This window comes from Bacteroides sp. HPS0048 (assembly GCF_964240755.1).
Taxonomy (GTDB): domain Bacteria; phylum Bacteroidota; class Bacteroidia; order Bacteroidales; family Bacteroidaceae; genus Bacteroides; species Bacteroides nordii.
In genome coordinates this window covers 111,443-124,051 of record NZ_CAXSVC010000015.1, presented here as the reverse complement: position 1 = coordinate 124,051, position 12,609 = coordinate 111,443, and the positions used below count along the sequence as shown (strand labels likewise).

7 protein-coding genes and 2 tRNA genes are annotated in these 12,609 nt (G+C 39.0%); all 9 read right to left on the bottom strand.

What is annotated here, in order from left to right; translation table 11 throughout:
- Nucleotides 1-2: 2 nt before the first annotated feature.
- A tRNA-Val gene (locus tag ACESQI_RS13395) sits at nucleotides 3-77 on the bottom strand.
- Between the two features lie 33 nt (nucleotides 78-110).
- Nucleotides 111-185, bottom strand: a tRNA-Val gene (locus tag ACESQI_RS13390).
- Between the two features lie 103 nt (nucleotides 186-288).
- Nucleotides 289-1,212 (bottom strand): N-acetylmuramoyl-L-alanine amidase, encoded by a 924-nt coding sequence (locus tag ACESQI_RS13385; protein WP_373126306.1) that lies wholly within the window; start codon nucleotides 1,210-1,212, stop codon nucleotides 289-291.
- A gap of 18 nt (nucleotides 1,213-1,230) precedes the next feature.
- Nucleotides 1,231-1,581 (bottom strand): hypothetical protein, encoded by a 351-nt coding sequence (locus tag ACESQI_RS13380; RefSeq protein ID WP_320935319.1) that lies wholly within the window; start codon nucleotides 1,579-1,581, stop codon nucleotides 1,231-1,233.
- Nucleotides 1,582-1,591: 10 nt separating this feature from the next.
- Nucleotides 1,592-2,071 (bottom strand): HU family DNA-binding protein, encoded by a 480-nt coding sequence (locus tag ACESQI_RS13375; protein ID WP_122202268.1) that lies wholly within the window; start codon nucleotides 2,069-2,071, stop codon nucleotides 1,592-1,594.
- A gap of 787 nt (nucleotides 2,072-2,858) precedes the next feature.
- On the bottom strand, nucleotides 2,859-6,830 hold the full coding sequence (locus ACESQI_RS13370) for a metallophosphoesterase (RefSeq protein WP_373126303.1): 3,972 nt from the start codon (nucleotides 6,828-6,830) through the stop codon (nucleotides 2,859-2,861).
- Nucleotides 6,831-7,064: 234 nt separating this feature from the next.
- Nucleotides 7,065-9,611 (bottom strand): P-loop NTPase fold protein, encoded by a 2,547-nt coding sequence (locus ACESQI_RS13365; RefSeq protein WP_278508241.1) that lies wholly within the window; start codon nucleotides 9,609-9,611, stop codon nucleotides 7,065-7,067.
- Nucleotides 9,612-9,791: 180 nt separating this feature from the next.
- Nucleotides 9,792-10,109 carry a transposase gene (locus ACESQI_RS13360; RefSeq protein WP_373126301.1) on the bottom strand — a complete coding sequence of 106 codons (318 nt, stop codon included), beginning with the start codon at nucleotides 10,107-10,109 and terminating at the stop codon, nucleotides 9,792-9,794.
- A gap of 261 nt (nucleotides 10,110-10,370) precedes the next feature.
- Nucleotides 10,371-12,311 carry a polysaccharide biosynthesis protein gene (locus ACESQI_RS13355; RefSeq protein ID WP_373126299.1) on the bottom strand — a complete coding sequence of 647 codons (1,941 nt, stop codon included), beginning with the start codon at nucleotides 12,309-12,311 and terminating at the stop codon, nucleotides 10,371-10,373.
- Between the last annotated feature and the right edge of the window lie 298 nt (nucleotides 12,312-12,609).

Sequence of the window (12,609 nt, the reverse complement as noted above, 5' to 3'; positions counted from 1 at the left end):
TGTGGGCGCTGAGGGATTCGAACCCCCGACCCTCTGGGTGTAAACCAGATGCTCTGAACCAGCTGAGCTAAGCGCCCTTTTGTTAAGCGGAAGTGTTTCGTTTTTAAATGTGGGCGCTGAGGGATTCGAACCCCCGACCCTCTGGGTGTAAACCAGATGCTCTGAACCAGCTGAGCTAAGCGCCCGTACACTTCCGTTTCAAAAGCGATGCAAAGGTACAGTTTATTTTGAGAATACCAAAACTTTCGATAATTATTTTTTCACTTTTTTATTTCAAAAGAAACGAAGTCACTGATTATCAACAACAAAAAACTTTCTAAAAAATAAGATACATATCACCAGAAATCCGGCTATCACTACAAACGCCCATACCCCTCCTATCTGCCTCCTCTGTTTTTTCTCCCGTTCATCCACTTTTATCAACGATTTACCAACCGCAAAAGAAGAATCGGCTTTCACAAAAGAATGTTCCGCACATCCTTTCTGCAGTTGCATCCTTCCTCTATCAACCACCTTTTTAGTAACAGAAAAAGACTTTCTTTGCACTGCTCTTCCATTCTCATGGCCTACTCCTATAGTATCTGCTTTCCAGGTGAAGACAGTTTCTTCTATATGCTCATCGGCCTGCCTGTTATTTTCCCATTCCGTTTTTCGTACGTTATCCACTTTTTCATAATGCCCTTTTGCAGTAACAGAGTCTATTTCCACATTCCGTTCCATCCGGAAATGAGAACTGCCACATGCCGACAAGAAAAGCAAAATCACCCCTATCAACAACCATTTCTTAACATCAAAGCAGGGGCATGCCTTTATAAACTCATCCGGTTCTATCCTCCCATCTCCATTCAGGTCCGGCGAAGTATCCCGATGCCCCATCACCGTCACTATCCCATAACGTTGTTTCAGTTCTTCGATAAGCCGTTTCAACGTTTCTTTCTGCGCCCTGGTTCGTGTATCAGCCGGATGTCTCCCGGCGTCCAACCCACCAATATAGCAGATACCAATACTTCGCTCATTCCATCCGATACAATGAGCCCCCATCCGTGCAACCTCTCTCCCGGGTTCCACACTTCCATCCAACCGTACCACATAGTGATATCCTATTTCGTTCATCCCCCGGGCACGATGCCAACAATCTATATCTTTAGCGCTGAAATCCATTCCCGCCTGCGTAGCCGAACAATGAATTATAATCGAATCGATTTTCCTCATAATACTTATTTTTTAAGATTAATAATCCGACGGAGGAATACGTTTTCCACACCCTCTTATCTCACATTTCTTTATTTCCGACTCCTTCTGTGCCAATTCTACTTCATGGCAACGGATCATCCACCCCATTTTATCTTCCTGCTCCTTCCGTAGTTCAGCATAAAGTCCGTCAATCTTCCCATCGCGCTGTTCCAGGCGCTCTTCAAGCCAATCCACCTTCTTTCTGCGATTCTCCTCCTCTATATAACTCACTGATGCCTCCTCCTTCCGGGCATCCATTTTTCGGTAAGTAACCAATCGCACGAGCCATTTAATGGCCTCCAGCCCGCCAACGGCAGTGATGAAGGCCATAATTGTTGTCAACGACACCTAACTTACGTTATACAGAAGGATCCTCTCCTTCCCCTTCTCCTCCGGAAGGAGTACCGGAGCCGTCATCATTGATTCTATCCAGATCTTTAAACGCCAATCCATCGGTGCGGGTAGAGGATGCTCCTGCATTAATACGTATATCCCTATTCGCACGAAAACAGATACGCAATCCTGTAATGTCACTTGCCGAAAAATCCTCCGGCTTATCGGTTCCTTTACTTTGCGCCGACAGGTAAAAATAACCTATCCCGTCGATATTAACTGAACGTCCAGTCAGAAGAGTCTTACGCAGTAGTGTCCGAAAATCTTTCAGTACACTGATCGTCTCACCTTCACTCACACCCGAGTTTCCACTGATTTCCTGCGCCACCTCCTTTAGTGTTGCCGCGGTGTCATACTTATAAGAAATAATAGGATACGTTCTCTTAACTGAACTTTTGTCTGTCGGATCACTCAAACGTAAAATTCTTTTAAATCTAATCGCCATAATCTTCTTTTTTTAAATAAATACTCAATGTTATTACTTCGCTAACGTTAACATTGCAAAGATGCGACATTCACATCAGAGACAAAAAGACAGGTTACAGCATCCTCTTAAAACGATTTAGTATATAAAAAGAGACTATTAGAGGACAAGAGAAAGAGAGAGGGAAGGTAATAAAAGAGTTATTTCTATTTCCCGGCAAGTAAGCATAACCTAAAACTACATTAAAAACCAGAATCCCCCAAAAAGCCGGAATCGCACATTTACAACTCCGGCCTCTCTTTATATTTAGTGTAAGTTTCAATATCACAAAATAAAAATAGCCAAACTTCTCCGTAAAACAGAGAAATCTGGCTATTGATAGCTACATTTGAGATGAAAAGAATGTAGCATCATATTCAAAAAGGACGCATTGAATTCTAAATAAAAGCCCTCCTTATAAATAAACCACGCCTGATTTAAAAGGAGGGCTACACAAACAAACAATAATATTTAAGCTGAATTATCATGATTCACATCAGAATAATCCGGCACTCCTTACTCTATCTTAATCTTTAGAGTAAGGAAGAAAGCATTGGACGAATCCAATGTTTGGGGTTATGCAGTCATCTTCTGTTTCCAGACAAAATAGGGAATACAAAAGAATAAGAAAAGTCCCTTTAACAAGCTCAAAAAAGTCTTCATCAAAAGCTTATTTTTTAACCTATCAGAGAATTAAAACTTTAAGAAGATCATATTTGGTAAGTTGTGTATATTGTTACTGTTTGGTAACTTAATGACCTTTGTCTTTTTAGTGAGAAACAACAGCTCCATTTCTCCGAAGTGTATCTTTTAATTCTTCAGAACACTTTACGTAAGAGAAATTATAAGCTGACACATCAAAAGCGGTAATAATATTAAAGGAATAACAGAAATCCGTCCAATCGTCAGAACAGAAAAGCAAACGGCCATTCGACAAAACAGCAACGAGCTGATCATTCTGTATATTGAATCCGATGTCCAAAATATCGCCATCAATTACACGATGGCTTCCATTATACGGATGCTTTTTCCACCATCCCCTTTTCTGGCCATTCTGTTCTATTTCAAAAAAATAGTGAGTCCTTAAAATTCTTCGACCATCTGACTCTGCAATGATTGTCTTTTGAGGATGAACCACCATCATCGAATTTGAAGCAGGCAAATCTAAATGCCGCAAAACAGCTCCATTCCCTGTATGATAAATATCTAATCTGCCATCCTCCAATGCTACCGCTATAAAAGGTTGTTCTTTAAAGGAACTTATGGAACTGATAGAAGCACCGTCTCCATTAAACGTTAATATAGAACCATCTCTAAAGCTTCTCAATTTAGCCGTTCTGCCAGAGCCATTAACAGCAGCAACAGAACCATCTCGCAAGAAACAAATAAGACTTGGATTAGGAATAGGACTATCTAAATTAGATTCCTTACCGGTACGAAGATTATATAGACATACCCGTCCGGATTCTTTCTTCCTTATTACACAATCTTCTTTGCAGAGAATCTTACCCCGGTGACTTTGAAGAAAATGTTCATTAAAAATTCGCTCTGTATATGATTTCACGTCATATACCCATGTAGAGTGTAGCTGCCTTCCCAACATCCAATCTCCTCTCTCCGACAGATGTATGCTTTCCACCGAACTCGGACAGGATAACTCAGCTACCTTCACCCCCTCATCCAAATTCCATAACTGTACACGTCTGCGACCATCAAATGCTTCATAGCTCATGGTTACGGCTCGACTCCCGTCTCCTGAAATAGCAGCATCCATTAGTTTCGTCTTTCCGCGTGAAAGAATGCCCACCACAGACTTTTCATGCTCAAGCACCAATCGACCATCCGCATAGGATATAACATGCAGATTATCGTCTCCGACTCTATCAATCTCACCAAAGCTGCTATCACACTCATTCTTCTTAAATCTTGAAATAGATGTAATATCTATACCGTCCACCGGTTGTAAATAGATATCCTTCCCCTGATTGATAGCAATGCACTCTAAAGATGCCAAATCGTAAACCACTTCACGATTCGGATAATACAAATGTAGTTTATCTTCAGCGACAACAATCAACTTCAGCTTACGACAGATGCCTTCATCTTTGCCGATTACTCCGGAATAGTCCCATCCATTTTTGTAAGAAAAGACAAAAAGCTTACCCGAGAGGACAAAAAGGCGATTATCCCCAAATAGCATCTTGGACACCTTCTTTTCGAAATCAAAGATAAATGGTTCAGAAGGATTTAAAAGGGAAAATATGTAAATCTTATTATCTGCCCATGTTGCCAAATATTCCTTGCCAAATGACAAACATAGATTCATATGACAAACTGGAGTACCCAAACTTATACCCAATGAAACTTCATCTATAGTGGAATCATTCAATGAAACAGGTGTTGGCATTGTGATATTATTGGGTAAAGTGACCCCTCTCAAATCCATTTCGGAATAATCGGCAACATTCTCCTCCTCGGTCGAAGGAAATGTATCCAATAAATTTTGCGCCAAAACCTTCAATTCCGACTTTCCAACAGCTGCATGCCTTATCTTTTGAGCAATCCCCCTCCAATATAGTCCACCTATCTGTCTTATGTAAGACATAATGGCAATTGGAAGTTCACGCGAATTCCATAACGAAAGAATATTCCGGTCATTGTTTGAACGACGAATGATGTACTTCGCTGAAAGATAATCACGATACATTTGGTGAGGAAACGCAGTCAACCCATTTTCCTTGTATAGAAATCTCATTTCATTGGCGAGGAAATCTGTCACCAAGAATGAGTCTAAAGTCAAAGCAGAAGAATCTCGATAAAATTCACGTATTGAATTAGCCTTATCCTCATCTATCACAACATCGGTCAACACATCTTTCAAAATTTGCCTAAACTTATTATCTTCCATATTTATCCTGAAAGACGATTCATAAGCATAAGCAATATTCGGAAGAACTTCATCCAAACAGACTTGTGACAAAAGTACCTTTTTACCATCTACCTGCTCTCGTCGCATCAATAATGCCTGCTGAGCCACATAGTAATTATGAAAAAGGTCAGTCTCACAAGTTATAGGAAATATCCAATCCAAGAAAGGAACATTCCTATAATCATTCACAACCGAACAAATTTCCTTATAGATGGTTACCATCATTGGATTACAAAGCAGACGCATTAGAGCCTGCGACTGCTCTATATCCCTCCACTCGTCATCTGAAAAAAAACCTTTAATATTTTTCTCACTCAGTTCACACAAAACCGCTTTTTGAAAAGACGGTAAATTATATCGTATAGTAAAATCAGATCTGGAAGATATTAGAATTTGAATTCCATTTAGAAAGCTTAATTGCTGTATCTCCTTTACAAAAGCCTGTTCTAATGCCCCATCAACCTCATTCAAGCCGTCCACAAATATTGTAAGAGTGGGTACGCGGTGCTTCGCAGTTAAACACTTGTCCAACAATGCCATATCCCCTTCATACAGATACCTCGCACAATATTGCACAATTCCCATGCCTAAACTCGCTAATTGCTCAACCGAGATATACAGCACAGGATAATCTGTAGACTTACAGAAATCCAATAGCATCGTCGTCTTTCCCATGCCACCATCAGCGAGGAGGACAATATGAAGAATATTTGTATTCCATGACGCATCAAGAAGTTCTCCTAAGGTATAATCGTTACAGTTCAAATGAATCTTCGGAACAAGATCACGCTCTAAATTATCTGGCAAACGATGAGCAAACCGATCATTTGCCTGTCTTGCTACTGCCAGTTCCCTTGATACACCACCATCACCAACAGGCTTCATCTGAAACCTATAAGTATCAAGACGTTCACCATCTAAATTAATAATGGGATACTTTGCCCATCCTTCAGGAAACCATGTATAAGCATAAACGCGACAATCACAAGTTAAAGGGTCATACTCTCCAATTAATATCGTTGCGTTTGCATCGTTCTCAACAAACAACTCTCCTGCCTGAAGAGAATCAAGATATTTTAGTCGTTGTAAATTGTGATCATGCTCATGCCCGGCCAACCAAAGTCTCACACCATTTTTCTGCAACACATCTGAGAGAAACTTCTTTTCATCCTGAAGCAAAGACGTAATAGAATAATGGGTAAGCAAGATAGTTGGTTTCTGCTTGTTCAGATTACGGATAACAGAATATAAAGATTCCAATCCAACCAATAAATCAGTCGCTTTCCCACTTTTGGAATAAGCAAGCGTAGAGTCAACATGTAGAATATTGAAATCCGGTGTCTCAATATTGAAATGAGGGACATCTGCATTTGTATAGTTATTTAGCCTGTCATCAGAGTAAAGTTTAGACAAAAATTCAACAAATTTTTCTCTGCCACACATAATAGAAGCCAAATCCTCAGTATCTATGTGTCCATACTTTGGTTTATAATAGCCACCATAAAGAAGCAGACGTTGAATTGCCTCCTCTCTTCCACCAACAAAAATATCCACATCATGATTGCCGGGAACAATATACAACCGATCCTTTGATACATCTACTGCATTACAGATATCATTCAGATAATCTGCCATCTCATCCGTAAAGTCGTTGGGCATAACATTTGCCGACCTTATATCCCCGGTACAGAACACATAGTCACACTTCAAGCCCTCTTGCCTTAGGAAAGACGGGAGTTCGTCACGAAGCCTGTCAGAAGAAAAATTCCGGTTATTCAAATGTAAGTCTGATATATGTAACCAACGGATCATTATTCGTATTTATTACTTTATTAAGTATCGTGCTAAATTATAACATTTAAACGATTACCACAATGTTCTCAGAGGCTAAAGTTACAGAGATTTATTGTATGGCGAATGATTTTTTGCAGAAAAATTACCTAACAGTAGGAAAGAAATAAGGCCTCTGCATATCATTTGACCCATTTTAGATAAAAGTATGTAAGAAATGGCTTATTTTCCACTGGTACTGAATCCCATATTTCACTATCGCTCTCCTTCAAAGATTAAATTATAGGTGTGAAAATCACATTGACTAATATTTTGATTACTCTCTTTAGTGTCTATAACAAACGGCTTGAAATGATTGATACCTATCCTATTATATATTTCAAACAAACATGATGTCACTCCTTTCAATGAATTATCTGCTTTGTCAACTTCACGAAGAAATCCGGCAAAATCATCCTGGGTCTTAAATAAATCAGTTATAGGCAAGTGATTGTTAAATCCTAACACAAGTCCAGTTTTTCTACCTTGTACAGGTTGATGCCAGACAATATCTTTAAAGTATAGTTTAGCATTCTTTACCATATCTTCCTTTACTCCCAACAATGCCTTTTCAGACAATTCAAAACCACCATCTCCAGTAACTCCTATTATATTAGCTTTTAATGTCTCATATACATCTTCTGTTGTGGCTCGTTCGGCATGAAATGTATTGATGACATGCCTCAATATCTTTTCTGCCACAGATTGCAGATATATGTGGCTAAATATAAGGTCAAGCTCCTCACCAGATTTTAAGCAAAGATATAGCGCATCTTGAAGTAGAATTGCAGACAGCACCCATTCTGACCCTTTACCGATAAATTCATCTACTATTTTAAGATATTCGTTTGTTGAAATACCAAATTCTTTCGCATTTTCTTCAAGATTGCTTTTTACAAGTAAATGAATACAATGAATGTATATCTGATGCGTCCGGCAAAAATATCGCGCCATCACAGACAATCTCAGATAATCTTTGAAATCATATGCTGTATGTACCATTGCAGATCTACTCATAACAAAGTCTGCAACGTCTTTCTTTAAGTCTTCCGAATTCCAGTGTTGTACAGCCTTTCTAAAAGACTCCGTTGAAATATCAGGAGCTGCCAATGTAATTAAATCCTTAAATGGAATATGCCCCAGTTCTTGGTCAAAGAAATAGAAGTCAAAGGATCTTTTCCAAGATAGATGTTTATATCCAAATTGCCGGTCAGTAACTTCGTGTTGACCTGATGAAGGGAATAGAATTCTTAATACAGCAAAAGACTTTATGTCAACAAGTTCACGTGCGTCTTTCAACACAAAATTCGTATCACTTGAGCCACCAAACGGATTTTGCTTGAAATACACATGTTTATACAGCAGGTCATATTCTTCTGGATATTTGTATTTTATCAACCCTAACAAGAGAAAGTCTTTCAAGACAACACTTTCCTGAATATCAGCAAAAGAAGCTATAACCAAGCCTATATAACGTTTTATATCACGGGGTGTTGGCAGATAACTGTCTATAAAACTGACAACAGAAATTAAAGCTTCATCTATTTGCCATTGACTCATATTTGCAATAGTTCCATTTGCTTGTAATGCATACATTTGCCTTTGTAAATATCCATTTTTATAAAACAGCTTTCTATCCGGCAGTCGTAGTTCAAGATTAAAATACTTGTCTGTATAGTCTCTATCTACAGTTTCATGAAAGTAGGCCTTCAATACTTGGTTTACATATCCCTTGTCATATGCACTCACAAAAAATGTTCTTTCGAAAGATCCGTTGTTTCCAATAACCTTCAGTACTTCTACGATTTCTTCTCCAGTAAGTCTGTCGAAGTCATCAATAATCACAACTATCTGTCTGCCAATAGCACGTATCATGCTCTCCACATCCTCTCTTGAACTTTTTACATCTTGTGAATGAATAACATCCAAGATTTTGGTCCATGAAGTGTCCTTTGCCAACACACTTAAGCCTTTCATATAATCAGATATTATATGAGTTGCTCCTGTATGATATTTGCTCAAAGCAGAGCAAATTGTAGTAAGGAAATCATGTTGTATGAACTTTACCTCTGATGATTTTCTTGGATTGAAATCTACTACAATGCATGAATTATCTTTCTCTACATAACGTTTTAGAAGGTTAAGCATAGATGTCTTTCCCGCACCCCAAATACCTGTTATGCCCAAACTAAAAGAAGACCGCCCTGTTCTTTCAGTAATTGTTCGTGCTATTCGCTGTGCAAAATGTCCATATCGAAACTCATCATCTGACATGTCTTGTACAGGATTGTCATCTATCAATGTTACCGATGGAACTTCCACAGATATTCCGCTTTTCACATCTTGTTTCTCTTTATGTTTCAGAATGTAATATGTATAATAATATAACCAATGTACGCAAAAGCCAACCGGGAATGATAACAATAGTGTTTCCCAACAATTGAATCCAAAACCGAAATCTACATAATTCCATTGTTTGCTATAAAATACATATAAAGCCCAAGCCATTACATATAAACCGATATGTTTCTCGTCATATCTACATTTGTACATTCGCCAACCATGGATACCAATAATAACGGATAGTAAAACTACTAATGTCACCAATGATCTACTATATTCTATTTGAAGGAAATTCCACAGCGGAGTCAAAAGATGCACTTCTATTGGCTTATTAAATAATACAGCAATCAATACTATTATCATAGCCTTGATGCATACATCCCTCAGCCATAATAAAATTTTTAGAATAGTCTGTTTCATACGTAAATATTAAGCGTCCCTTATTGTTTTTGGGACATAATTTGTACTCTAAATAAAATATTTGAGTTTTAAGACAAAACAAAGTAAGCGTCCAATCAATACGTCAGTTACTCGTAAACCACTTATTTCCATACATTTACACACATAACTCAACTAAAGACTATTGAATTTTAGATTTCTTTAATTGATTTTACTCAGTTTAGCAGGGGAGAGATTCTCAAAATCTGTACGGTCTTCCATAAAAGCTGTTAAATAATTCTTCAAGAATTGTCTGAAGGATAGTGCACCCATTTTGCAGATAGACACAAAAGTATGATAGACCGTCGAAGTCTCAGCCCCTTTATAGTTGCCAAAAGCCATTTTATTCTTGCGCTCAATTGTCAAAGGGTGAATGGAACGCTCAGCGATAGAGTTATCAATGCAATACCTGCCGTCATTGCGATAAGCCATGACGGGAGTCCATGCGTTCTTCAAATAATTGAGCGCATTGGTTAGCAATTTGCCTTTGGTGTGAAGGGGCGGCAAGTAAACGGGCCAACTCCATCCAAATGAAACCTATAATTTCGGTAGTTACCGTTCCTTCGTCGTTTGATTTCATTAGGGGGAAGATAATCATTACTATAATCACGTTCTAAATCATACAGCTGACCGACCCATTCCATAAAAGACCGAGCCTTTCATCCTTGCCCTGCAATAAGACTTTTTGAAAGCGCCCCCTCATATGAGCCATACGACACATATTAATTGAACACCTACAAATCAATTCAGATAAACCTCCGCATTCTCTCTATCCAGTTTCTCATACACAGAATTATTCGACTTAAACTCAGGCACCACCTGTTTCATCAGTCTCACCGTATCTTCGATCTTCACCGCGAGTGCCAACTCAGCCAGTTTATCATAAGAGGCAAGTATTTCATCCCGTTTGTATTCCCTCACTTTGGCTATACGTATTTTGTAATGATCCGTCGGAACCGTATTCTCCTCATTACTCAAAACCTCTTCATAAAGCTTCTCACCGGGACGCAAACCGGTAAACTTTATTTTAATATCTTCACCCGGAATGTATCCTGCAAGACGGATCATTTTCTCTGCCAAGTCTACAATCTTCACCGGCTCGCCCATATCGAAAACAAATATCTGATTACCGGTACTCATTGTGGCTGCCTCCATTACCAAACGGCAAGCCTCGGGAATAGTCATAAAGAAACGGGTAATCTTGGGATCAGTAACGGTAACGGGGCCGCCTTCCTGTATCTGTTTTCTAAAATATGGAATCACACTGCCATTACTGCCAAGTACATTCCCAAAACGGGTAGTTACAAACTTCGTTTTTCCTTTCACCTGACCATGTTCCATTGCAAGCCCTAAACTTTGTACATAAATCTCAGCCAGACGTTTGGAAGCTCCCATCACATTGGTTGGATTGACAGCCTTGTCCGTAGAAATCATCACCATCTTCTCAACGCAATATTGTACACAGAAGTCAGCAACCAGGCGGGAACCAACCACATTGACCCGGACCGCTTCACAAGGATTCTCTTCCATCAAAGGGACATGTTTGTAGGCAGCCGCATGAAATACGACTTGTGGACGGAACCTCTCAAAAGCCATCTGAAGACGTTCTTTCTGACGGACATCACCAATGAAAGGAACAAATGTCAATTCGGGGAAAAAGCGTTCTAATTCCAGACGGAGTTCGTGCATGGGAGTCTCTGCATTATCAAAAAGAACCAATTGCTTAATTCCGAAGGTAGCCAACTGGCGGCATAATTCACTACCGATACTACCGGCAGCTCCTGTCACCAGAATGGTTTTACCCGTAAAATTCTTAATAATTTCCAGCATGTTGATCTCGATCTCATCACGCCCCAATAAATCCTCTATCCGAATTTCTCTGATGACAGTTTTCTTCAAACCATCCCCCAAAACATCGATAGACGGAGAAACGTAGTTTTTCACATTATTATCCTGACAGAATTTCACCAAATGCCCCTGTTCCTTCTGAGCCTCTTCATACGAGGGAAAAATAATGCCATTAATATTGTACTTTTCTACAAAGCATACAAAGTTGGATTTATCTGCAAAATAATAGACCGGTGACTCTGACAAAGAGTAGGATTTGAGATTTTTATCCGGATTCACAAAACCGACTACATGAAAATGCTTACTCGTGTACATCCGTTTCTTGAGCGCAACGCTTTTATCACCGGTACCATATACCAACACTCTTGCTTTTCTGGAAGTAAACTGTAACACAGCAATATCGTAGATCAAGATAAGCACTACGCGGGCACCCACTAAGATCCCTGTAGTTGTCAACAAATCGATGAAACAGCATACATACAGATACTTCTCCGGTAACCATGAACCGGTCAGAATGGCAACAATCAACAACGATAATTCTTTCAGCAGGATGGCTGTCTCAATTTTACCAACACTCTTTATTGATGCATGACGTATAATGTTTCTGCTGACTCTCAGAAAATGAAAAATAAGAAAACTGATGATACCCGAACAAACCGAGATGGTTATGATAACGTCTTTTTCAATATTAGTGATAAAACTATTAACAAAAAGCAGAGTGATACATGTACCTGCAACAGATAACACGGTATCGGTAAACAAAACAGCCCGATAATTTACAAATCTCTTCTTTACAGACAGATTATCAAAAATCTTAGAAATAATACTTTTCACAATATTTTTTTTATGTTAGCGTCCAATTTTGACGTATCCCATAAGGAAAGCTGCCAGAAGTCAGCTGTCCATTAAATAAATTCAAAAAAGGAGTTGGTTTGTAAAGTTTATTATTACTCAATCCGATAGTCATTGGAAGAAAATTCTGATGGCAAGCCTTAATCTGTTCGGAGCTTAACTTGCCTTTTTCATATTCGGCTCCCAACCGGTAAGGTTCTCCAAAAGCATCCAGAAAGAAATCAGCACCTTTATCACCACCCTGCTCTGAAGTATACTTGAATTTTGCCCAAGCATGAGT

What these genes read in the sequence shown, in the direction of transcription:
- ACESQI_RS13385 (WP_373126306.1), bottom strand. Translation starts at nt 1,212, where the DNA reads ATGAGGAAAATCGATTCGATTATAATTCATTGTTCGGCTACGCAGGCG.
- ACESQI_RS13375 (WP_122202268.1), bottom strand. Translation starts at nt 2,071, where the DNA reads ATGGCGATTAGATTTAAAAGAATTTTACGTTTGAGTGATCCGACAGAC.
- ACESQI_RS13370 (WP_373126303.1), bottom strand. Translation starts at nt 6,830, where the DNA reads ATGATCCGTTGGTTACATATATCAGACTTACATTTGAATAACCGGAAT.
- ACESQI_RS13365 (WP_278508241.1), bottom strand. Translation starts at nt 9,611, where the DNA reads ATGAAACAGACTATTCTAAAAATTTTATTATGGCTGAGGGATGTATGC.